General features: G+C 51.6%; 20 protein-coding genes and 1 pseudogene. 5 read left to right on the forward strand and 16 right to left on the reverse strand.

The window, feature by feature from the left end:
* Nucleotides 1-58: 58 nt before the first annotated feature.
* Nucleotides 59-928 carry an MDR efflux pump AcrAB transcriptional activator RobA gene (gene robA, locus AC0IWZ_RS17840; RefSeq protein WP_034498607.1) on the forward strand — a complete coding sequence of 290 codons (870 nt, stop codon included), beginning with the start codon at nucleotides 59-61 and terminating at the stop codon, nucleotides 926-928.
* Here robA and gpmB read toward each other — a convergent pair.
* Nucleotides 925-1572 (reverse strand): 2,3-diphosphoglycerate-dependent phosphoglycerate mutase GpmB, encoded by a 648-nt coding sequence (gene gpmB / locus AC0IWZ_RS17845; protein ID WP_034498609.1) that lies wholly within the window; start codon nucleotides 1570-1572, stop codon nucleotides 925-927. The genes robA and gpmB overlap by 4 nt on opposite strands.
* Before the next feature lie 51 nt (nucleotides 1573-1623).
* On the opposite strand from gpmB, the gene yjjX reads away from it, so the two are divergent.
* A complete protein-coding gene (gene yjjX, locus AC0IWZ_RS17850) occupies nucleotides 1624-2139 on the forward strand; it encodes an inosine/xanthosine triphosphatase (protein WP_034498703.1) in 516 nt (171 codons plus the stop codon).
* Here the strand turns inward: yjjX and trpR are convergent.
* Nucleotides 2136-2465 carry a trp operon repressor gene (trpR, locus tag AC0IWZ_RS17855; RefSeq protein WP_115627251.1) on the reverse strand — a complete coding sequence of 110 codons (330 nt, stop codon included), beginning with the start codon at nucleotides 2463-2465 and terminating at the stop codon, nucleotides 2136-2138. The two genes, yjjX and trpR, sit on opposite strands and share 4 nt — an antisense overlap.
* Nucleotides 2466-2520: 55 nt before the next feature.
* Nucleotides 2521-4455, reverse strand: coding sequence for a murein transglycosylase (sltY, locus tag AC0IWZ_RS17860; RefSeq protein WP_471678778.1), 1935 nt, complete (start codon nucleotides 4453-4455; stop codon nucleotides 2521-2523).
* 231 nt (nucleotides 4456-4686) lie between these two features.
* Between sltY and ettA the strand changes: the two genes are divergently transcribed.
* Nucleotides 4687-6354: an energy-dependent translational throttle protein EttA gene (ettA, locus tag AC0IWZ_RS17865; protein WP_410373689.1), complete on the forward strand. Its 1668-nt coding sequence runs from the start codon at nucleotides 4687-4689 to the stop codon at nucleotides 6352-6354.
* Between the two features lie 94 nt (nucleotides 6355-6448).
* Here ettA and nadR read toward each other — a convergent pair whose 3' ends face one another.
* The 3 genes from nadR to serB are packed head-to-tail and all read right to left on the reverse strand — an operon-like array spanning nucleotide 6449 to nucleotide 10066.
* A complete protein-coding gene (gene nadR, locus AC0IWZ_RS17870) occupies nucleotides 6449-7681 on the reverse strand; it encodes a multifunctional transcriptional regulator/nicotinamide-nucleotide adenylyltransferase/ribosylnicotinamide kinase NadR (protein WP_410373688.1) in 1233 nt (410 codons plus the stop codon).
* Between the two features lie 25 nt (nucleotides 7682-7706).
* Nucleotides 7707-9089, reverse strand: coding sequence for a DNA repair protein RadA (radA, locus tag AC0IWZ_RS17875; protein WP_034498619.1), 1383 nt, complete (start codon nucleotides 9087-9089; stop codon nucleotides 7707-7709).
* Complete coding sequence (serB, locus tag AC0IWZ_RS17880; protein ID WP_034498620.1) at nucleotides 9089-10066, reverse strand: phosphoserine phosphatase; 978 nt, start codon at nucleotides 10064-10066, stop codon at nucleotides 9089-9091. The genes radA and serB overlap by 1 nt, the downstream gene beginning before the upstream one ends.
* 107 nt (nucleotides 10067-10173) lie before the next feature.
* Here serB and AC0IWZ_RS17885 point away from each other — a divergent pair, with 107 nt between their 5' ends.
* Nucleotides 10174-10842 (forward strand): YtjB family periplasmic protein, encoded by a 669-nt coding sequence (locus tag AC0IWZ_RS17885; RefSeq protein WP_471678777.1) that lies wholly within the window; start codon nucleotides 10174-10176, stop codon nucleotides 10840-10842.
* A complete protein-coding gene (gene lplA / locus AC0IWZ_RS17890) occupies nucleotides 10842-11858 on the forward strand; it encodes a lipoate--protein ligase LplA (protein WP_034498623.1) in 1017 nt (338 codons plus the stop codon). The genes AC0IWZ_RS17885 and lplA overlap by 1 nt, the downstream gene beginning before the upstream one ends.
* Here the strand turns inward: lplA and yjjJ are convergent.
* From yjjJ to osmY, 10 genes and pseudogenes are all read right to left on the reverse strand, one after another.
* Nucleotides 11855-13182 (reverse strand): annotated as a pseudogene (gene yjjJ, locus AC0IWZ_RS17895) (type II toxin-antitoxin system HipA family toxin YjjJ). The gene lplA and the pseudogene yjjJ overlap by 4 nt on opposite strands.
* A 150-nt stretch (nucleotides 13183-13332) precedes the next feature.
* Entirely contained in the window at nucleotides 13333-14052 is a 720-nt protein-coding gene (gene deoD, locus AC0IWZ_RS17900) for a purine-nucleoside phosphorylase (protein ID WP_034459469.1), read from the reverse strand.
* A gap of 59 nt (nucleotides 14053-14111) precedes the next feature.
* On the reverse strand, nucleotides 14112-15335 hold the full coding sequence (gene deoB, locus AC0IWZ_RS17905; RefSeq protein WP_034498627.1) for a phosphopentomutase: 1224 nt from the start codon (nucleotides 15333-15335) through the stop codon (nucleotides 14112-14114).
* Between the two features lie 73 nt (nucleotides 15336-15408).
* Nucleotides 15409-16728 (reverse strand): thymidine phosphorylase, encoded by a 1320-nt coding sequence (deoA, locus tag AC0IWZ_RS17910; protein WP_034498630.1) that lies wholly within the window; start codon nucleotides 16726-16728, stop codon nucleotides 15409-15411.
* Nucleotides 16729-16787: 59 nt separating this feature from the next.
* A complete protein-coding gene (gene deoC, locus AC0IWZ_RS17915) occupies nucleotides 16788-17567 on the reverse strand; it encodes a deoxyribose-phosphate aldolase (protein ID WP_471678775.1) in 780 nt (259 codons plus the stop codon).
* A 237-nt stretch (nucleotides 17568-17804) separates the two neighbouring features.
* Nucleotides 17805-19082: a NupC/NupG family nucleoside CNT transporter gene (locus tag AC0IWZ_RS17920; protein WP_034498634.1), complete on the reverse strand. Its 1278-nt coding sequence runs from the start codon at nucleotides 19080-19082 to the stop codon at nucleotides 17805-17807.
* 166 nt (nucleotides 19083-19248) lie between these two features.
* The gene (locus AC0IWZ_RS17925) at nucleotides 19249-20028 is read right to left on the reverse strand and encodes a TatD family hydrolase (protein ID WP_034498636.1); all 780 of its coding nucleotides are present in this window, start codon (nucleotides 20026-20028) and stop codon (nucleotides 19249-19251) included.
* Nucleotides 20025-21098: a patatin-like phospholipase family protein gene (locus AC0IWZ_RS17930; RefSeq protein WP_471678774.1), complete on the reverse strand. Its 1074-nt coding sequence runs from the start codon at nucleotides 21096-21098 to the stop codon at nucleotides 20025-20027. Before AC0IWZ_RS17930 ends, AC0IWZ_RS17925 begins: the two co-directional genes overlap by 4 nt.
* A 125-nt stretch (nucleotides 21099-21223) precedes the next feature.
* The gene (locus tag AC0IWZ_RS17935) at nucleotides 21224-21385 is read right to left on the reverse strand and encodes a DUF1328 domain-containing protein (protein ID WP_064513877.1); all 162 of its coding nucleotides are present in this window, start codon (nucleotides 21383-21385) and stop codon (nucleotides 21224-21226) included.
* Nucleotides 21386-21526: 141 nt separating this feature from the next.
* A complete protein-coding gene (gene osmY, locus AC0IWZ_RS17940) occupies nucleotides 21527-22144 on the reverse strand; it encodes a molecular chaperone OsmY (RefSeq protein WP_034498640.1) in 618 nt (205 codons plus the stop codon).
* Nucleotides 22145-22450 lie beyond the last annotated feature (306 nt).

Genomic DNA, 22450 nt, shown 5'->3' on the forward strand with positions numbered 1-22450 from the left:
AAAAGTGCTATCATCGCCCACATTAACGGCACTCACCGTGTCAGGATGAGGATATTATATGGATCAGGCAGGGATCATTCGCGATCTATTAACCTGGCTAGAAGGCCATCTGGATCAGCCTCTGTCACTGGATAATGTGGCGGCAAAAGCAGGCTATTCCAAGTGGCATCTACAACGGATGTTCAAAGATGTCACGGGTCATGCCATTGGTGCATACATTCGTGCGCGTCGTTTATCTAAATCCGCCGTAGCATTGCGATTGACCGCGCGTCCAATTCTGGATATTGCCTTACAATATCGTTTTGACTCGCAACAGACGTTTACTCGCGCCTTCAAAAAACAATTTACTCAAACGCCTGCATTGTACCGTCGTTCTCCTGACTGGAGCGCTTTCGGCATGCGTCCGCCGTTGCGTTTAGATGAGTATGCACTGCCGCAAGCGCAATTTGTCACGCTGCCAGAAACTCACCTGGTTGGCGTCACGCAAAGTTATAGCTGCACGCTTGAACAAATATCTGATTTCCGTAACGAAATGCGCATTCAGTTCTGGACGCAGTTCCTGGGGAACTCTCCAACTTTGCCACGTGTACTTTACGGTTTGCATGAGCCGCGCCCAAGCATTGAGCGTGATGACGAGCAGGAAGTGTTTTATACCACGGCACTCGCGCCAGAACTGGCGAACGGGTTCTTGCCCGATTCCCATCCAGTCAGGCTGGAAGGCGGCGACTACGTGCAGTTCGACTACGAAGGCCCAGGCACCGGTTTGCAGGAATTTATCCTGACGATATACGGTACCTGTATGCCATCGCTGAACCTAACGCGTCGCAAAGGTCAGGATATCGAACGCTTCTTCCCGCAAGAAGAAGCGCGTGTTCAGGACCGACCAATGCAAATCAGATGTGAATATCTGATTCCTGTACGTCGTTAACGCTGTAACTCATCCAACGCAGGGGCGTCTAAATGCGAGATGTCCCCTGCCGTTTCAACCACCCAGCCAGAAGCCAGCCACGGACTTTGTTGGTGATCCACCCGAGAAATCGAACAGTTTCTTAAACGTAAGCGACGTTCAGCCCAGGCGGGCAAACCCAGAATCGTACTCACCAGGCAACCCAGCGCCATACCATGACTCACCAGCAACGGACGACTCCCCGCAGGTAAATCCAGGCAAGCATTTAAAGCCGCGTGCATACGTTCGCTCATCTCCAACATGCTTTCACCGTCGGGAATTCGACCATCAGCCGTGCCATTGACGAGTTGACGACGCCAGCCCTCTTCTTCTTCGTTTAGCGTGTCCAGATTGCGGCGTTCCAGAACGCCCATATCCAGCTCGCGTAAACGGGCATCCAGCGTGACATCCACACCACACGCCATCGCAATGATCTCAGCGGTGCGGCGGGTACGCCCCAAATCACTGGCAATCACATGCGTAATGCCCAACGTTTTGACACGCTCAGCCACCTGCTCGGCCTGACGTTCTCCTTTTTCAGTCAGCGCACTGTCTGACTGGCCCTGAATGCGGCGCTGCGCATTCCACTGCGTTTCGCCGTGGCGAACAAGGTATACCTGTAACATGCGTTTTTTCCGTTATACTGCGGCAACAATTTCTTGAGAGTTTCAATGATTATGTACCATGTCGTCTGCGCAACAACCAATCCTGCCAAAATTCAGGCAATTCTCCAGGCATTCGACGATATCTATGGTGAGGGATGCTGCCATATTGAACCCGTCGCCGTCGATAGTGGCGTGCCCGAACAGCCATTCGGAAACCATGAAACGCGAACTGGCGCACGATGCCGAATTATGAATGCTCGCCAGGTTCGCCCTGAAGCAGATTTTTGGGTGGCGGTTGAAGCAGGAATTGACGACGACAGTACGTTTAGCTGGGTCGTTATTGAAAACCACAAGCAGCGCGGTGAAGCCCGTTCGGCAACCCTTCCGCTGCCTGCCATCATTCTTGAGAAAGTCCGGGCAGGCGAAGCGTTAGGGCCAGTGATGTCGGCCTATACCGGGATTGATAAGATTGGTAATAAAGAAGGGGCGATTGGTGTCTTTACCGCCGGGAAACTGACACGCAGTAGCGTTTATCACCAGGCCGTGATTCTGGCATTAAGCCCGTTCCACAACTCGATGTATCACTAGTTTTTACCGGCTAATAATTCCTGCTCCAGCCAGGCACGCAACGCAGGCGGGGCAGATTTCAGGCTATTGGAGCCACGAGTGATTGTCGCAATCCCCGCGCCAAGCTCGTTTTTAAGCTCACGCTGGCTCATCTCACCACGCAGTAACTCTTCAATGATTCTGACGCGCGTCCCCAGGGCTGTGCGTTCGTCTGGCGTCAGCAACAGCATAAGCAGCGGCATGTGCAGCTGCTTATCGAACGATTGCTGTAGCAGCTCCACAAAGCGGAGCCACTCTTGATTACTTTGCTCGGCGTGCTCTGCCGAATATTGAGAGTGCTGAGTCATGTTATGCCACCATACTATTCAACTAGTACAATACAATATCACAACCCCCACAAAATCAATAACGGCGTTGCCACTCTCCATCGGTCAGCAGCGGTTTAGATTTGCCCATGAAATAGCTGTAGTAGGCATCGTAAGCCAGCACGTTCTTCACATATCCGCGCGTTTCAGAGAAAGGAATACTTTCAACGAAGGCCACTGCGTCGATGCGCCCGGCGCTGTTACCCAGCCAGGTTCTGACACGTCCCGGACCTGCGTTATACGCCGCTGATGAGAAAATCCGGTTATTCTCAAATTGCTGAGAAACATACTGCAAATAGCTGGTGCCGATGTTGATGTTGGTATCCGGGTCCAGTAGCTGATTAGTGCTGGTGTAACCTGGAATATTAAACATATTCACGGTGTGCGTCGCAGTACCCGGCATAATTTGCATTAAACCACTCGCGCCAACAGGCGATCTTACTTTAGGGTTCCAGGCACTTTCCTGCCGCGCAATCGCCATTGCGTAGCTTTGCGAGATATCTTTTCCGCTCACGTAACGAGAGAAAATATCTTTGTACGCCAGCGGGAAGCGCTCTTCGAGATGATCCCAAAGTTTTCCGGCGATCGTTGCCTGCACACTCAGATCCCACCAGTTTTGCTCAAACGCGTAACGCGCTAACCCTTCCTGCTCGGGCTTACTGCGGCTGGTGATCAAATTCGCCCATTCGCTGCGGGCGGTATTATCCAGATTCCAGTACATCAGTTCGCGTACACGCGCCATTTCAGGCCCCTGAACCAACGCTGGGTTTACCGCAACCGCTTTATCAACGCGTAACGAATATTCTTCCCCTAAACGCTGCGCTGCCACCATCGGGTAGAAACCCCGTTGCTGCATCAGTGAATGGAGAATTTCTTTGGCTTCCGTTTCACGGCCACGCTCCATCAGCAGATCCGCTTGCCAGTAGCGCCATTCATCTTTCTCTTTGGCTTCCATCGGCAAACGCGCAAGCCAGGTATTCAGACCATTTCGATCGCCCGTACCCAGCGCCATTCGCACGCGTCGTTCAACTAAACTTGTGGACTCTGAACGCATAATCGCATCATCACGCCAGGCAGCCTGTTCGGCAGTGATATCGTTGCCCATCAAACGCCAGGCCACGGTGTCTCTTAGCTCCTGAGCCTGAGAGTCGTTAAGTTGCTGCGCCTGAATAAGCGATGGAATCATCATGCGCGCATTTTCTACGTCATCGCGTGCTACACGCGTGAATGCAATGGCGACAGCCTGACGAGTGAAGTCAGTGGCACCCACTGAACGGGCAAACGTCAGTACCGTATTAGGATCGTTTTGCAGGCTAATGAGCGCGCTGGATATGGTCTGGTAGTCGGCTGGCATTTGGCTCGCCAGATTGTTAACCAACGAAGTATTACCTTCTTTCATCGCCAGGCGGATACGTTCCAGATACGCCAGCGGATCCAGGCTACCGGACGAACGCCACGCCGAGAATAAACGGTCACAGCTCGACGGCTGGTTTTTACCTGTCAGCCACAAATCTTTAGCACCCGCCCATGCAGCATCTGCCTGCCCGGTGTTAAATTTCGCGTAGTAATAATTACATTTAGCTTCTGTTGTGCCCGGTTGATCTGGGCTGAATGCCAGCAAGCCACGCCAGTCTTCACGGCGCGCCAGTTCATTCACAAAACGTGATTTCAGCACCCGCGCTGGAGGAAGTGTTGGGTTGGCTGCAATAAATTGGCTGACGACGAGCGTTGGCTCATTCATTAAGTCGTCAGTAATCTGGCGATATTCGAGATAGGGATACAGCGGATAATCTTGCAAAGTGGGCATTATTCGCGCCACCACATCCATTTGCTTGCTATCCCATGCTTGTTTGATTTGCGCGTAGCGGCTGCGCTGCTCGTCCAGAGAATCCGCACGAACTGCATGAGTTATTGCCGCAAGAGTTACCATCGCCACTAGCAATTGCCCTACGACTTGTTTGGCTTTCCCCACAAGTTCTCCTCACATGTTCACGGGCAGCATCATGCCGCCATTAATTACTTCATGCTAACCCTGGTATTGCAGTTTCGCCACGCCAGAGGGTGTTATTTTGTCTTTAAAAGCGTTAAGGCTGTTCCGGGTAACACATCCCGCTTCCCCTGCTGGGATTACCTGCTGAAAACGGCTACACTTCGCCACTGATATGTACCATCTTACATCACGAAAAAGAGGCGAAGTCGCACTGTGGCTCAATTCGTTTATACCATGCATCGTGTCGGCAAAGTTGTTCCGCCGAAACGTCATATTCTGAAAAATATCTCGCTCAGTTTCTTCCCTGGCGCCAAGATTGGCGTACTGGGTCTGAATGGTTCCGGTAAATCCACGCTGCTGCGCATTATGGCCGGCATTGATACCGACATCGAAGGCGAAGCTCGTCCACAACCTGGACTGAAAATCGGCTATCTGCCGCAAGAACCGCAACTCAACCTTGAACATACCGTCCGTGAATCGGTTGAAGAAGCCGTGGCTGAAGTGGTTAATGCCCTGAAAGGCCTCGACGAAGTGTATGCCAAATATGCAGAGCCGGACGCTGACTTCGACAAACTGGCAGCCCAACAAGGCAAGTTTGAAGAAATCATTCAGGCGCACGACGGCCATAACCTGAACGTGCAACTCGAGCGTGCTGCTGATGCACTGCGTCTGCCAGACTGGGATGCGAAAATCGCTAACCTGTCCGGTGGTGAGCGTCGCCGCGTGGCACTTTGCCGCCTGTTGCTCGAAAAACCAGACATGCTGCTGCTCGACGAACCAACAAACCACCTGGATGCTGAATCCGTGGCATGGCTCGAGCGCTTCCTGCACGACTTCGAAGGCACCGTTGTGGCAATTACCCACGACCGTTACTTCCTCGACAACGTTGCGGGCTGGATTCTGGAACTTGACCGCGGTGAAGGTATCCCGTGGGAAGGTAACTATTCTTCCTGGCTTGAGCAGAAAGATGCTCGTCTGGCTCAGGAAGCCTCAACGGAAGCGGCTCGCCGTAAATCCATTGAGAAGGAACTGGAGTGGGTTCGTCAGGGCGCTAAAGGCCGCCAGTCTAAAGGCAAGGCCCGTCTGGCTCGCTTTGAAGAACTGAACAACACCGAATACCAGAAACGTAACGAAACCAACGAACTGTTTATTCCACCAGGTGCACGTCTGGGCGATAAAGTCGTTGAAGTGACCAACCTGCGTAAATCCTACGGCGACCGCCTGCTGATTGAAGACCTGACATTCTCTGTACCGAAAGGTGCAATTGTCGGGATCATCGGTCCGAACGGCGCGGGTAAATCTACCCTGTTCCGTATGATGTCTGGTCAGGAACAACCTGACAGCGGCACCATTGAACTGGGCGAAACCGTGAAACTGGCGTCTGTCGATCAGTTCCGTGACGCGATGGACAACAGCAAAACCGTGTGGGAAGAAGTTTCCGGCGGCCAGGACATTATGCGTGTCGGTAATACCGAGATGCCAAGCCGTGCATACGTTGGTCGCTTTAACTTTAAAGGCGTTGACCAGGGTAAACGTGTTGGCGAACTATCTGGTGGTGAGCGTGGTCGTCTGCATCTGGCGAAACTGCTGCAAGTTGGCGGTAACGTATTGCTGCTCGATGAACCAACAAACGACCTGGATATCGAAACCCTACGCGCGTTAGAAAACGCCCTGTTGGAATTCCCAGGCTGTGCAATGGTTATCTCGCACGACCGTTGGTTCCTTGACCGTATCGCCACGCACATTCTGGATTACCAGGATGAAGGCAAAGTGGAGTTCTTTGAAGGTAACTTTACTGAGTACGAAGAGTACAAGAAACGCACCCTGGGTGCGGATGCTCTGGAACCTAAGCGTATTAAGTACAAACGTGTAAGTAAGTAATTGCTGTAACGCCCTCACCCTCTCCCTCAGGAGAGGGAATTATCCGGTTTTCTCCCTCTCCCTGAGGGAGAAAACCGGGGTGAGGGTTATTTTTCTACCCGCGTTCGCCAATCAAACCTTTCACCAAATCCACACAGCGCAAGAAACGCGAATCGTAGTCCGACTCTTCCACGTGCACATAGCTGATGTTGTTCTCATCAAGCATCGATACCAACAAATTCTGGAAAGACTTCCGATCCGTATCACTGCCAAGGCTACGCAAGCCATCGGCTACCCACGGCGTGTTGTTTTCCAGCAAAATCACCAGATCAAAGCGGTACTCATCAATCAGCGCCTGCACAAACGGGTGTTCGCGGCCTTCGTACTTTTTACAGAATGCCTGCGTAGTCACAAAATCGGTATCAATAAACGCCACTTTATTCGCATACTTCACTGCAAAATCAACGTACTGCGCGTGACCGATAGCAATCTTGTCATAATCAGAATATTGCAGCGCCATCTCATCCCCACCCAGATGGGAAAAGACGTAATCACGCCCGTATTCCCAGGCACTGGTGGTATTGAAAATATTGGCGAGCTTATTCACCATCCACGACTTACCGCTCGACTCACCGCCCAGAATCGCCACGGTGCGCACAAAGAACGGTTTCACTTCCGTTGGAATATATTCCCAGTAGCGGAACGGGTTTTCGCGAATCTGCCCACCGCTGATATTCATGAACGTGCGCTTCGGGTCTATCAGCACCGTTTCAATGCCAAGCTGTTCGATAAACCGTGGCGCATCGCCCTCTTCTGAGGTGTAGATGCAATCGGGATTGATACCTTTGCTTTCCATAAAAGTTTTGATACCGCGGCTCCAGACATCCCAGCCGTGCGGATACGGCTCCATCCCCTCTTCGTTAAACGAATGAATGCGGATGTTTTTCTGATATTTGAAAGTCTGTAGCAGCCAGCGCAGACGGTCGCCCGTGGTGGGTTGTTGAGACATGGCGCTGTCTTCAAACAACAAACGGTCGCGAGTTTCGTCATAACCCATAATGATGTGCAGTTCATCAACCTGGCTTGCCGCGCGTTGAATCAAATAGATATGGCCGGTATGCAGTGGGTAAAACTTACCAAACACCACGCCGACTTTTTTCTCACGGCGGGGAAATTCAAGACCCAGAAAACGGTGTAATGCCTCCAGCTTCTGCGCGCTTGGACTTTTGATTTTGGCGTTCAATAGCTGACTAAGGTAGCCCTTAGTCATGCCGCAGGATTCCGCAACTTGTTGCAGCGTAACGCTCTGCTGACGAATAGCGGTCTTCAGATACTCAAAAGACGACATGCTGTGCCTCCTGCGAAATAGGTCATTATAAGTCGTCAAACACCGACAGCGCATCAGCAAGTTTTTTCACGCCGAAGACCTGCATCCCTTCCGGTAGTTTTTTCGGTACATTCGCCTGCGGCACAATGGCACGTTTAAAGCCGTGTTTTGCCGCTTCGGAAATTCGTTCCTGGCCGCTTGGCACCGGGCGAATTTCACCTGCCAGCCCGACCTCACCAAACACCACTAAATCTTGCGGTAAAGCGCGATTTCGCAGACTGGAAACCATCGCCAGCAGTAACGCCAGGTCAGCACTGGTTTCCGTGACTTTCACACCACCCACCACATTTACAAACACATCCTGATCAGCCATTTGCAAACCGCCATGGCGGTGTAAAACGGCCAGTAAAATTGCCAGGCGGTTTTGCTCAAGACCCACAGCCACACGACGTGGGTTGGACATCATGGATTGATCCACCAGCGCCTGGATTTCTACCAGCAATGGCCGCGTGCCTTCCCACACCACCATCACCGAGCTGCCGGGAGTCACTTCATCACCACGGCTCAGGAAGATGGCAGAAGGGTTGCTCACTTCACGCAGCCCTTGTTCCGTCATGGCGAACACGCCCAATTCATTCACCGCACCGAAGCGGTTTTTATGGCTACGCAACGTGCGGAAACGGGAATCGGCATCGCCATCCAGCATTACCGAGCAGTCGATACAGTGTTCGAGGACTTTTGGCCCGGCAAGTGAACCGTCTTTAGTCACATGACCGACCATGATTATTGCCACACCGCGCGTTTTGGCAAAGCGCGTCAGGTAAGCGGCGGACTCACGCACCTGCGCCACACTGCCCGGCGACGATTGCACGTCGGCCATATGCATTACCTGGATGGAGTCGATAACCATCAGCTTCGGCGCTTCTTCTTCGGCAATCATGCAGATTTGCTCGATGCCGGTTTCCGAAAGCATATTCAGGTTGTTAGTCGGTAAACCCAGGCGGTGGGCGCGCATGGCGACTTGTTGCAGCGATTCTTCACCCGTGACGTACAGGGTTTTCATCTGTTCGCTGAGCTTGCATAACGTTTGCAGCAGCAGCGTGGATTTACCCGCGCCCGGATTACCACCAATCAGAATGGCGCTGCCAGGCACCACACCGCCGCCTAACACACGGTCAAATTCTTTAAAGCCGGTGGAAAAACGCGGCAGTTCCTCGAGGCTAATATCTGAAAGTTTTTGGACTTTGCTTACGCCCGCACTGCCAGCATAACCCGACAAACGCTCGTTACGCGCAACGGTTGGAGACGCGGCAATCCGCACCTCAGTAATGGTGTTCCAGGCATGACAGGCGCTGCATTGCCCTTGCCAGCGAGGATAATCTGCACCACATTCGTTACAGACAAATGCGCGTTTCGGAGCTTTCGCCATTAGCGTTCTTCCTGGATAAGACTGCCTGAAAGAATACAGAACACACCCATCAAATCTGCGTGACGGATAGTTATTTCAGTTTTCTCATTCACCTTTGGTTTCGCGTGATAAGCGATGCCCAGGCCAGCAGATTGAATCATTGGTAAATCATTGGCTCCATCGCCAATCGCGACAGTTTGCGCGGCAGGAATTTCATATTTATCCGCCAGACGCTTGAGCGTTTCGGCTTTGAATTGCGCATCAACAATTTGACCGATCACTTCGCCGGTTAGCTTGCCGTCACAAATTTCCAGCTCGTTCGCTACTACCGCATCAAGATGCAGTTTATCGCGCAGGTATTCTGCAAAGAAGGTGAAACCGCCGGAAGCAATCGCGACTTTCCAGCCCAGCGATTCGAGTTTTAGCACCAGCGAAGTCAGCCCCGGCATTAACGGCAGTTCATCACGCACCTGACGCAGAATAGAAGCATTCGCTCCTTTAAGGGTGCCTACGCGCTGCTTCAGACTGGCCGTAAAATCTAACTCGCCACGCATGGCGCGTTCGGTCACTTCGGCGACCATTTCACCGGTTCCCGCCAGTTTGGCGATTTCATCAATGCACTCGATTTGAATAGCGGTTGAGTCCATATCCATCACCAGCAGGCCTGGCGTGCGCAAATGCGGAATCTTACCCAGCGGCGCGACATCCAGCCCGGCGTCGTGCGCAAGTTTGGTCGCTCGCGGTGTTAATGAACCTGCCAGGCGAATAACCTGATAATCTTCAACACACCACGCAGTTACGATAACCATGGCGGCGCCAAGTTTACGCTGGTAGCGGTTCAGGCATTCTTTATCCAGGTTCCGACCATACAGAAGCCAGCCGCTGCGGCCAGCACGGTAATCGAGTGGCATAACTTCATCACCACTTAGCGATAGCGGCAACCCAGGCCAAAGAGAAACATCGGTCGGTAGGTCGCACCAGGTCAGACTATTTGGCATCACAGCTCCAGAATAAAGATAAAGGCCAGAGTAAAACAACGCATGAGGCTACCCTGTCCACGCTGCTTCTGGCAACATTAAAGTAAGCAATTTATTGAAGGTGCATTATGGCTCGGGCAAAAATGAAATTCAGGCTGCATCGTGCAGTGATTGTGCTTATCTGCCTCGCACTTTTAGTCGCGCTGATGCAAGGCGCATCGTGGTTTAGCCAGGGGCATCAGCAAGCCCGAAATGTGCAACTCGAGGAGCTGGCAAGAACGCTGGCACGTCAGGTCAGCTACAACCTGACTCCGCTAATGAAATCTGAAAATCCTGATGAGAAAAAGATTTCAGCCGTGTTGAAGTTACTGACTCAGGACAGCCGCATTCTGGATGCAGGTGTTTATGACGATAACGGTGATCAAATCGCCCGTGCCGGCGAAGGGATCGGCGTGCGCGACAGACTCGCGCTGGATGGCAAAAAAGCGGGCAGCTATTTTAACCAGCAAATTGTGCAACCCATTGAAGATAAAGATGGGCCAGTCGGTTATCTGCGTATCACGCTCGATACGCATACTCTCGCCACCGAAGCCAAACAGGTGGATAACACCACAAACATTCTGCGCCTGATGATGTTGCTGGCGCTGGCGATTGGCATTGTACTGACACGCACGCTGTTGCAGGGCAAACGCACCCGCTGGCAGCAATCGCCTTTCCTTCTTACCGCGAATACCGAAGTGAAGGAAGATGAAGATGAACAGAGCGCGGATAACCCTGGAAAGAAAGGATCTCTTTGATGACGACACTACGACTGCTTATTTCTGACTCTTACGATCCGTGGTTCAACCTGGCGGTTGAGGAGTGCATTTTCCGCCAGATGCCGGCCACACAACGCGTACTCTTTTTGTGGCGCAACGCAGATACGGTGGTTATTGGCCGGGCGCAAAACCCGTGGAAAGAGTGCAATACCCGCCGCATGGAAGAAGATAACGTCCGGCTGGCAAGGCGCAGCAGCGGTGGTGGCGCGGTATTCCACGATTTAGGCAACACCTGTTTTACGTTTATGGCCGGAAAGCCCGAATACGATAAAAGCATTTCTACCGCCATTGTGGTGAATGCGCTTAATTCTCTCGGGATTAATGCAATGGCTTCCGGGCGCAACGATCTGGAAGTCGCTACCGCTGATGGGGTGCGTAAAGTTTCTGGCTCGGCATATAAAGAAACGCTCGATCGCGGCTTCCATCACGGCACTTTACTGCTCAACGCGGATTTAAGCCGTCTGGCAAATTACCTGAATCCTGATGAGAAGAAACTTCAGGCCAAAGGGATTACGTCGGTTCGGGGGCGAGTGACCAATCTGAGCGATATTCTGCCTGGTATCACGCACCAACAAATTTGCGATGCAGTTCGCGAATCATTCTTTGCTCACTACGGCGAACGCGTAGAAGCGGAACATATCTCTCCAGATGCCCTGCCCGATTTGCCAAACTTTGCCGAAACGTTTGCCCGTCAAAGCAGTTGGGAATGGAATTTCGGCCAGGCTCCGGCATTTAGCCACTTACTTGACCAGCGTTTTACCTGGGGCGGCGTTGAGCTGCACTTCGACGTTGAAAAAGGGCATATCACCCGCACGCAAATATTTACCGACAGCCTGAACCCCGCCCCGCTGGAAGCGCTAGCGGCACGCTTGCAGGGTTGTCTGTATCGTAGCGATATGTTGCAGCAGCAGTGTGAAACGTTGATTGCGGATTTCCCTGAACAGGAAATGGAGCTGCGTGAACTGAGCGCGTGGATTGCGCAGACGGTGCGTTAGGCAAGGCGTTTAACGTTGGCTTCAACCGCATCCAGCTCTGAAGCCATCGCACAACTCAATTCCCGGAAACTTTCGCTAATCCCTTGATTCTGGCTTGCCTCAAGCCAGAACTGGCGAGCATAGGGCAACATTTCCAACCACACCTCCCGCGGGATTACGGGATCAATCTGCGGTTTTACCGGCTCCCTGCGCATATTCCCGGCGCTGTTCGGGGCAAAAGCCATGGGTAGCATGTCGTAGACAGGAGCCAGGCGCAGTGGCATATCAGACAGATAGAACGAAAGATTCCCTGCATGCATATCGCTGTTGGCTATCAACCGGCCAAACGCCCAGATGCGCTGCGTCAGGCGTAGGGTTGCTGGTTCAACCGACTTTTGGGCGAGTAATTTTCCCATCGTGACGGGCCAATGCTGTGCCCCGCTGGCAAACTCACTCTGCACCGCCTCTAGTGAGACAATTCCTCTGCGACCCTGGGCACCCATGCAGTCAAAACGAATAACTTCAAGGAATGTTTGGCTTTGCGTATTGCTCAGAACTTTTGCCGTCGAGGCGGGGATACCGGCCTGAGCCAGAATGTTGAGCGCTAAGGCTTCGGCATAAAGCAAATCAGACCAGCGCTGACTATTCTCGTTTTGAAGCGGCGGGGTGAATTTAACGATGACATGCGCCGGCCCGGTCGTCGTCTGTGCATAACAGGTAAATTTAGGCTGCTCCCCCCCGCTGACGACCCCACGATATCGCCCGCGAGTGCGCTACTCGCCAGTTCGCTATAAACCGATAATTTATCAGCATCGGCAATCACCGGCGGCAAAGGCGTATCAAACCAGCGTCGATAACTTTCCTCGCCAACCAGCCAGCCACCAAGGTTTTCCGATACTTGCTGAGACAGCGCCAGGAGTACATCTTCTTCCTGCCACAAGCGGATATCTTCCGGTAGCCCCGCCTGCTGGGCTAATTTGCGACCCCACGTTCTTCCCAAAAATCCCTGCGGGCGGAGGTCGGTCAAATACCAAGGGATCCCGTCAAACCACTGCGCGGTACCATTATTCAAAATGACCAGGCAACTCCCCTGCGGCCAAATGGGATACAACTCACCGAAGCGCCATGCCTGCCCAACATTATCGATTTGCCACAACGGGAACTGCTGAATCTGACGAACAGGACGCCGCAGCGCGTAGCGAGTCGCTCTGGCGGCCCCCGCTTTAATCACATTGCTCTGAGCATTGACAATACGTGAAAACGTCGCCTGGCTGACACCCAAACGCTGCCGCAAGGAGTTTGCAGTTTGTGGCCCGTGGAGTAACAAATCAGTCAGCGCGCTCATATGAATAGATTCGTGAATAGATACTTGAATATATTTATAGCGCTATATATTTGAAAGGTAAAGCAGGTGTGAAGAATGAGGGGGTTTCAGTGAATAGATACTATGAACAATATATGAACGATAAAGGGTGCCGAAGCACCCTTTTGAATCTTACTCTTTGTCGCCCAGTAACACAGATTCAAGAGCAATCTTGATCATGTCGTTAAAGGTAGTCTGGCGCTCTTCAGCAGTCGTCTGCTCGTGAGTACGGATATGGTCAGATACGGTGCAGATGGTCAGTGCTTTCGCACCGAATTCTGCTGCCACGCCGTAGATACCAGCGGCTTCCATTTCCACGCCCAGGATGCCGTACTTTTCCATGACGTCAAACATAGTTGGGTCTGGCGTGTAGAACAGGTCAGCGGAGAAGATGTTACCTACGCGAGCGTCAACGCCCAGCGCTTTAGCTGCATCAACGGCGTTGCGAACCATATCGAAGTCAGCGATAGCCGCGAAATCGTGGTCTTTGAAACGCAGACGGTTCACTTTAGAGTCGGTGCAAGCACCCATGCCGATGACCACATCACGTAGTTTCACATCAGCACGAACCGCGCCGCATGAACCCACACGAATGATTTTCTTCACGCCGAAATCAGTGATCAGCTCTTTGGTGTAGATGGAGCAGGATGGGATGCCCATACCGTGACCCATTACAGAGATTTTGCGGCCTTTATAAGTCCCGGTGAAGCCCAACATGCCACGCACGTTGTTCACTTCACGGACATCTTCGAGGAAAGTTTCTGCAATGTGTTTTGCGCGCAGCGGGTCGCCAGGCATCAGTACGACGTCAGCGAAATCACCCATCTCAGCATTAATATGTGGCGTTGCCATATTTTTATTCCTTGTTAAAAGAGGTTCAACGCGGGCGGTGATTCCACCACCCGTCGAAATCACAGCATGTTCTTGCCGTAGTCCATCGGAGACGTACCGAAATAGCTAGCAACCGTCTGACCGATATCGGCAAACGTTTCACGGTGGCCCAGCGAGCCAGCTTTCACTTTCGGGCCGTAAATCAGGACCGGAATGTGTTCGCGAGTATGGTCTGTGCCTTGCCAGGTTGGGTCACAACCGTGGTCAGCCGTGAGGATAAGAATGTCATCCTCTTTCAGCAGTTCCATCAGTTCTGGCAGGCGGCGGTCAAACAGTTCTAGTGCGGCAGCATAGCCTGCAACATCACGACGGTGGCCGTAAGAAGAGTCGAAATCAACGAAGTTGGTGAACACGATGGTGTCGTCGCCCGCTTCTTTCATCTCTTTGATGGTGGCATCAAACAGCGCATCCAGACCGGTCGCTTTCACTTTTTTGGTGATACCCACTTCAGCATAGATATCCGCAATTTTGCCCACGGAAACAACCTGGCCATTTTTCTCATCAACCAGTTTTTTCAACACGGTCGGCGCTGGCGGTTCAACAGCCAGATCATGACGGTTGCCAGTACGCTGGAAGTTACCTGCTTTGTCGCCGATAAACGGACGCGCGATAACACGACCAATGTTGTAGCCGCCTTCGGTCAACTCTTCACGGGCGATTTCGCACAGCTCGTAGAGTTTATCCAGGCCGTAGGTTTCTTCGTGACAGGCAATCTGGAACACGGAGTCAGCAGAGGTATAGAAAATCGGCTTGCCGGTTTTCATATGCTCTTCGCCCAACTCATCCAAAATCACCGTACCGGAAGAGTGGCAGTTACCGAGGTAACCCGGCAGATTTGCACGCTTAACCAGTTTATCCAGCAGTTCTTGCGGGAAGCTGTTTTGAGTGTCCGAGAAGTAGCCCCAGTCAAACAGCACAGGAACACCGGCGATTTCCCAGTGACCAGACGGCGTATCTTTACCTGATGACAGTTCATGCGCCCAACCGTATGCCCCGATAACTTCTGCGTTACCGTCCATACCTGCCGGGATTTTACCGGTAGAACCTTCGGCGGCTTTCACCAGACCCAGACGGGTGAGGTTTGGCAAACTCAGCGGGCCTTTACGGCCTTTGTCTGCTTCGCCTTTGGCACACGCCTGCGCAATGTGCCCGAAAGTATCAGAGCCTACATCGCCAAATTTTGCTGCATCTTCTGTTGCGCCGATACCGAAAGAGTCCAGCACCATAATAAATGCACGTTTCATAATTTCTCCTGCGTCATTGCGCCTGAAACGCCCGTAAGCGTTTCAAAAAGTGATCAGATCAGTATGCCAGCATTTAGCTGATACGGCGATATACAACTGGCGTTTCTGCGGGCTGTGTATCGTTCACTTTGATTGCCGCTTTTACCGCTCGAGCGGCTTCCTGCCATTGGTTTTCGCTGGCGGCGTGAATAATGGCCAACGGGCGAGTGGTGTCAACGCTGTCGCCCAGACGAGCCATATCAGTGAAGCCCACGCTGTAATCAATGGTGTCAGATGCCTGACGACGACCACCGCCCATGGAAACCACCGCCATGCCTAAAGCACGGGTGTCCATTTCGCCCACGAAACCTGCACGATCGGCATAAACAGCTTTGCTCAGTACCGCAGTTGGCAGATATTTCGCATAGTTTTCGACGAAGTCGGCCGGGCCTTTTTGCGCCGCAACCATGCGACCAAAGACTTCAGCCGCTTTACCGTTATCAAGCACCGCTTGCAGTTTCTGACGTGCTTCGGCGTCATCTTTTGCCAGATTGCCGGAAAGCAGCATCTCCACGCACAGCGCCATGGTGACTTCATGCAGACGCGGGTTAACGTATTCACCGGTCAGGAACTGCACCGCTTCGCGAACTTCCACCGCATTACCCGCGCTGGAAGCCAGCACCTGGTTCATGTCAGTCAGCAGCGCTGTGGTTTTCACGCCTGCGCCGTTCGCCACGCCGACAATCGCTTCGGCGAGTAATTCAGAAAGCTCATACGTTGGCATAAATGCGCCGCTGCCGACTTTCACGTCCATAACCAAAGCATCCAGGCCTTCGGCAAGTTTCTTCGCCAGAATCGATGCAGTGATGAGAGGAATGGAATCTACGGTCGCGGTAATGTCACGCGTGGCGTAGAAACGTTTGTCAGCCGGTGCCAACGAATTTGTCTGGCCGATAATCGCCACACCGACATTTTTGATGATGTCGCGGAAACGGTTATCGTCCGGGAAAATATCAAAGCCTGGGATTGCTTCGAGTTTATCAAGCGTACCACCAGTGTGGCCTAAACCACGGCCAGAAATCATTGGGATGTAGCCGCCACATGCCGCCACCATTGGGCCAAGCATTAAGGACGTCACATCACCCACGCCGCCCGTTGAGTGTTTATCAACGATGGGGCCGTTCAGATTAAGGCTCTTCCAGTCCAGCACGGTTCCTGAATCTCGCATCGCCATGGTCAGTGATACGCGTTCTGGCATAGTCATGTCGTGGAAGAAAATGGTCATTGCAAGTGCTGCAATTTGCCCTTCGGAGATGGTGTTATCGCGAATACCATTAATGAAGAAACGAATTTCATCATCACTAAGCGCATGACCATCACGTTTTTTACGAATAATTTCTTGAGCGAGGAACAAGGTAACCCCCTGAGTTCATCAGGTGAAATGCGGCGGGGAAACCGCCGCAAAGGAAGAGATTAGTAGCCGCTAGCGCTTTTGCCGTCGCCGTGACCCAGAGCTTTTAACAGACTCGCGAGCAGGCTGGATGCACCAAAGCGGTAGTGACGGGAATCCGCCCAGTCAGCACCAAACAGATCGTCTGCAATTGACAGGAACAGTGCTGCATCTTCAGCAGTACGCACGCCGCCCGCAGGTTTGAAACCAACCGTTTTCGCGACGCCCATATCACGAATCACTTCCATCATGATGCGAGCGCTTTCTGGTGTAGCGTTGACAGGCACTTTACCAGTAGAAGTTTTGATGAAATCAGCACCTGCTTTGATAGAGATTTCAGATGCTTTGCGAATCAGTGCTTCTTCTTTCAGCTCACCGGTTTCGATGATCACTTTCAGCAGAACGTTCGCCGCTGCACAAGCTTCTTTGCAGGCTTTCACCAGCTCAAAACCGACTTGCTCGTTACCGGCGATCAACGCACGGTATGGGAACACAACGTCAACTTCATCCGCACCGTAAGCGATAGCCGCACGAGTTTCCGCCAGGGCGATTTCGATATCATCGTTGCCATGCGGGAAGTTGGTGACGGTCGCAATACGGATATCAGGCGTACCCTGTGCATTCAGAGTTTTACGCGCAATGGGAATGAAGCGCGGATAAATACAAATCGCCGCAGTATTACCCACCGCTGTTTTGGCCTGATGGCAAAGTGCGATCACTTTTTCATTGGTGTCATCGTCATTCAGGGTAGTCAGGTCCATCAATTTCAGGGCGCGTAAGCTGCTTGCAGTTAAATCGGTCATAACACTCTCCAACAAAAGATATAGAATCAGTTGCGATGTTATAATTATAACATTCACAATCCTGATGGTTTTGTGTATAGCATCACAAAAGCCAAAGATGTAATTACATGCTTTCTACAGTATATGTGATTTAACAACGTTGGATAACGTAAAAATGCCGTTCAAAAATAAAAAATGGCCGACGCAAGCGTCAGCCATTGATTTCACAGGGATGTTATAATTTTAACATCGCCGTTTTTATAGTGACAGGAAGACCCCGGCAATGGTTGCACTCATCAGGTTAGACAATGTACCTGCGGCGACCGCTTTCAGACCCAACTGCGCGATTTCATGACGACGGTTTGGCGCCATGCTTCCCAGGCCACCAATCAGAATGGCGATAGAAGAAAGGTTAGCAAAGCCACACAGTGCGAAGGAAATAATTGCTTTGGTGTGATCTGACAGAACTTGCAGGCCAGCTGCCGCAACGGTTGCATCATCTTTCAGGTATTCACCGAAGTTCAGATACGCAACAAATTCGTTGATGATAAGTTTCTGACCGATGAAGGAACCCGCGACATTCGCTTCACTCCATGGCACACCGATAACCCACGCCAGCGGTGAGAACACCCAGCCCAGAATCAATTCCATAGACAGTTGCGGGTAGTTGAACCAGCCGCCAATGCCAGAAAGCATACCGTTGAGCAGGGCAATCAACGCCACAAACGCCAACAACATTGCGCCCACGTTCAGGGCCAGTTGCATACCTGACGCCGCACCTGATGCCGCTGCATCCAGCACGTTTGCCGGGCGATCCGGATCGTTTTTCATTGATTCCAGTTCAGGCGCATCGTTTGGCGTTTCAGTTTCAGGCAGGATGATTTTAGCGAACAGCAAGCCGCCAGGTGCCGCCATGAAGGACGCGGCAATCAGGTATTCCAGTGGAACACCCATTTGCGCGTAACCTGCCAGAACGGAACCAGCAACAGATGCCAGACCACCACACATGACAGCGAACAATTCTGAACGCGTCATGGTCGCGATATAAGGACGAACCACCAGCGGAGCTTCAGTCTGGCCCACAAAGATGTTTGCAGTTGCGGACAGAGATTCGGTGCGAGAGGTTTTCAGAACCTTGCGCAGGCCGCCGCCCAGAATGCGAATAACTAACTGCATGATGCCCAGGTAATACAGCACAGCAATCAGTGAGGAGAAGAAGACGATAATTGGCAGAACGCGCAATGCGAAGACAAAGCCACCGCCGCCAAAGACTTCGAACATTTTGTCCGAAACCAGTCCACCAAACAGGAAAGAGATACCCGCGTTACCGTAACCGATAACGTTCGCCACCCCTTCGGACATGGCCAACAACACTTTACGACCAACCGGAACATAAAGAATTAAGGCACCGATACCGACTTGAATGATCCAGGCGCCAATAACAGTGCGAAGATTAATCGCTTTGCGATTACTGGAAAGTAAAACGGCGATCAGCAGCAGAACGATCATGCCGATCAAACCCATGAGTATTTGCATACAGAATCCCTGTGTATAAGTTGAAAAAGGAAAGTGATCTTAAAGCCCTTAGCGGGCGGGATTATAGCGGCAGGGAGACCAGGAAATGGAATGGCAATCACGTATTTATAGACATTCACAGAAACGTTTGTCTTATAAAGTGAGCTGCGTCACATTTTGTTACTGACTATTTCCATTTGAATAATTCATCGCAGTTATGAACTATCGCGTTCGCGATAACTTCGGGAGGTTCTGAACGCAATGTACAAAGCGTCTGAAAAACGTCGGCAATTCGTTCCGGTCGATTAGGTTGCCCCTGCCAGCCGTTAAGCGGCATATCGGGTGCATCCGTTTCCAGCACCAGAGCGCTAAGGGGTAAGCGTGCTATAACATCGCGCGTTTTACTGGCGCGTGGGTAAGTGATCGTTCCACCCACACCAATTTTGTAACCCATCGCCACAAAACGCTCGGCCTGTTGCAGGCTGCCCGAGAACCCATGTACCACACCGGTGCGCGGTAAATTATGGCGTTTTAAATGCGCGGCAAGTTTGTCGTGCGTGCGACGAGAGTGAAGAATGACCGGCAAATCATAGCGTTTTGCCAGTTTTAGCTGTGCATCCAGCATTGCTTCTTGTTTATCAAAAAGTGGATTTTCCATATACAGATCAAGCCCAATCTCACCGATAGCGACCAGTTTAGGTGGCCGTTGTTGCAGGTGATGTTCGAGTAAGGCCAGCGACGCATCCTGGTGCTTATGAATCACAATTGGATGCAAACCCACTGCGGCATAGAGCGCCGGGTAGTTGTCTGCCAGCGCCAGCACCGTACTAAACCGATCGGCTTCGATTGCCGGAACAATGATTTTTGTTACGCCCGCTTGCGCGGCAAGTGAGATGCTGTTGGCTTCATCATCGCTAAACGGCGGGAAATCGAAATGACAATGGGTATCGTAAAAGGTCATTGTCACGCCGTATCCTCGTTGTTGAAAGTGGCGTCGTTGGCTTCTGGCGTTTCAATCACCGCTTTAGACAATGGTTCCTGAGCGACCACGGTATGCGGAACGACCACCGGCCCTGGAACCACAATACGCGGAAGGTGGCGCTTAATTGGCGGCTTATCCGTGAGCAATTTCCCGACAGTTGCGAGGAAGTAACGTCCGCACAAACGCCCGATTTTATAGTCGGTATTCAGCGCCGGTAATCGGCTGCCCAATGCGGAGCTCATCAACGGTTTCGGCGGGTAAATTTCAAAAATGCGCAGCTTTCCCGGTGGCTTTTCGATGAAATTCTGTATTTCGCGATAGCTGGCTTCATGGTGATGCACCAGGTTGAGCAACGGTTGCAGGCTGCTGTCGCCAAGCCAGCGCTCCATACGTTTAAACCATTCTGGCGTGTAATACATTTGCGAAGGTACGGTACGAATCACCACCAGCGTATCAGCACCTAAACGCACCGCTTCTCTCACCGGGATCGCATCGCTGATTCCGCCATCCTGATAGCCAATGCCATCAATTTCTACGCCCGTGCGGTAAAAGCCAGGAATTGCGCTTGAGGCTTTCAGAAGATTCAGCCACGTGCCGCTGTCTGGCGAAAAATATCCCGGCGAGTAGTCATCGCTGCGGCAAGCACACATGTAGAACGCTTTGCCAGACTCAAACATTTTTTCCGCCGTGCCCATCGAGAGCGGAATTTTTGCTGCGGTCGATTCCACCAGCCAGTCGAGATCGATGAGATGCCCCCCACGCACAAAGCGCAGCGGATCAAAAAATTCGCGCGTGGTTGTAAAACGGGTGATCACTCTTCGGGCGTAACCCGGCTGGTGGCAAACGTAAGCAGAGAGATTTTGTGCACCCGCAGAGGTGCCTAAGAAGAGATCGAACGGGTTGAAGTTGGCGCGCATAAACTCATCCAGCACGCCGGCTGTAAATATCCCACGCTGCCCGCCGCCTTCACAAACAATGGCGAGTTTACCGGGACGAAACGCTTTTGACGCAAGCGGCGCAATGTTGCCGAGCGTTACGGGTATTCTTTGTCCCACCCTGCTTTCCTTAATCTAAAGGATCTTTATTATTGGTTATTTGTTAGTCGCTTAAAAACGCGAGAGCCAGTCTAAATAGACTGGCTCTCTGGTCTGTCTCTAATGGTTATAGCACGTAAATATTGCTATGGGCGTTTTCGACCCATAAACAGGCTAACCAGGAACAGAATAATACCTACCACGAAGACAATTTTTGCTGCACCTGCCGCAGTACCCGCGAGAGTACCAAAACCCAGTGCTGCTGCAATCAACGCAATGACCAGAAAAATAATGCCCCAACGAAACATAAGCTTCTCCTTAACCATATTGAACCCGAATCGCTTCTGGAAGAGTGCCAGATGCGCACTCATTGGCGATATTTGAGTAACGATGTTGCTGACCTACTTCCCCGGTGGTTATCACCGGAGAAGAAAGTTTCTCTCTTTCTATTACTTCACTTTCAGGTCGTTTTTGACGCTTTTCACGCCATCAACAGCTTTAGCGATACTCTCAGCACGTGCAGCCTGTGCATTCGATTCGACAGTACCGGATAGCTGAACAACACCTTCAGTAGTTTCCACTTTCACATGACGTGAAGGGACGATGTCGTCTGCTAAAAGTTTAGCTTTGATTTCACTGGTGGTTGCAGTATCGCCTGCATAACCGCTTACAGATTTGTCAGTGCCATTACGCACATGCAGTTTGTCGCTTACGGAAGACACGCCTTCCACACCTTTTGCAACGGTAACTGCCTGCTCAGCCTGAGCCTGGCTTTCTACAAATCCACTTAACGTCACCACTTTTTTCTCAGTTTTCACAGAGATGTCAGTGCTTTTGATATCTTCGTGATCGACAAGAGCGGCTTTCACTTTGGCAGTGATTGCGCTGTCATCCATGAAATTACCGACGTCTTTTACGGAGCTATCAATTTTTTCGCCTGCTGTGTCCGCTGTCGATTCGGTTTTGTTAAGCATCTTGTCTTCTGCTAAAGCGCTACCGCTTGCCAGCACAGAGCCAAGAACAACAGCTAACAGAGTTTTAGAAATCTTAGTCGTAGTCATAGTCATCGATTAATTCCTATAGTTTTGCTCACAATTCGAGCACAAGCCTTAACGTAACGGCTTTCCTTAAACATCAGGCCAAGTACTACGGCCCAAAAATTTTCCGTTCAGTTTTTAATAACGCCAATAAAAATTAGAGTGGAGGAACCCGCCAGAAAGCTTCGTTTACATGGCATATTCGACCAACCAATTTGTCACTGGTTTGTTAAATATAGACAACAATCACAGATTTGCATGGTGCGAATGGAGGAACGTAAGGAAAATGCCGGAAATTAAGAACAATCCGTAAGGGATTAATAAGACGGGAAAAGT

The organism is Buttiauxella sp. AC142, assembly GCF_979253435.1.

Excerpts from the sequence above, each read along its gene's own strand:
- robA (WP_034498607.1), top strand. The coding sequence starts at position 59 with ATGGATCAGGCAGGGATCATTCGCGATCTATTAACCTGGCTAGAAGGC.
- gpmB (WP_034498609.1), bottom strand. The coding sequence starts at position 1,572 with ATGTTACAGGTATACCTTGTTCGCCACGGCGAAACGCAGTGGAATGCG.
- yjjX (WP_034498703.1), top strand. The coding sequence starts at position 1,624 with ATGTACCATGTCGTCTGCGCAACAACCAATCCTGCCAAAATTCAGGCA.
- trpR (WP_115627251.1), bottom strand. The coding sequence starts at position 2,465 with ATGACTCAGCACTCTCAATATTCGGCAGAGCACGCCGAGCAAAGTAAT.
- nadR (WP_410373688.1), bottom strand. The coding sequence starts at position 7,681 with ATGTCGTCTTTTGAGTATCTGAAGACCGCTATTCGTCAGCAGAGCGTT.
- radA (WP_034498619.1), bottom strand. The coding sequence starts at position 9,089 with ATGGCGAAAGCTCCGAAACGCGCATTTGTCTGTAACGAATGTGGTGCA.
- serB (WP_034498620.1), bottom strand. The coding sequence starts at position 10,066 with ATGCCAAATAGTCTGACCTGGTGCGACCTACCGACCGATGTTTCTCTT.
- AC0IWZ_RS17885 (WP_471678777.1), top strand. The coding sequence starts at position 10,174 with ATGGCTCGGGCAAAAATGAAATTCAGGCTGCATCGTGCAGTGATTGTG.
- lplA (WP_034498623.1), top strand. The coding sequence starts at position 10,842 with ATGACGACACTACGACTGCTTATTTCTGACTCTTACGATCCGTGGTTC.
- deoD (WP_034459469.1), bottom strand. The coding sequence starts at position 14,052 with ATGGCAACGCCACATATTAATGCTGAGATGGGTGATTTCGCTGACGTC.
- deoB (WP_034498627.1), bottom strand. The coding sequence starts at position 15,335 with ATGAAACGTGCATTTATTATGGTGCTGGACTCTTTCGGTATCGGCGCA.
- deoC (WP_471678775.1), bottom strand. The coding sequence starts at position 17,567 with ATGACCGATTTAACTGCAAGCAGCTTACGCGCCCTGAAATTGATGGAC.
- AC0IWZ_RS17920 (WP_034498634.1), bottom strand. The coding sequence starts at position 19,082 with ATGCAAATACTCATGGGTTTGATCGGCATGATCGTTCTGCTGCTGATC.
- AC0IWZ_RS17935 (WP_064513877.1), bottom strand. The coding sequence starts at position 21,385 with ATGTTTCGTTGGGGCATTATTTTTCTGGTCATTGCGTTGATTGCAGCA.
- osmY (WP_034498640.1), bottom strand. The coding sequence starts at position 22,144 with ATGACTATGACTACGACTAAGATTTCTAAAACTCTGTTAGCTGTTGTT.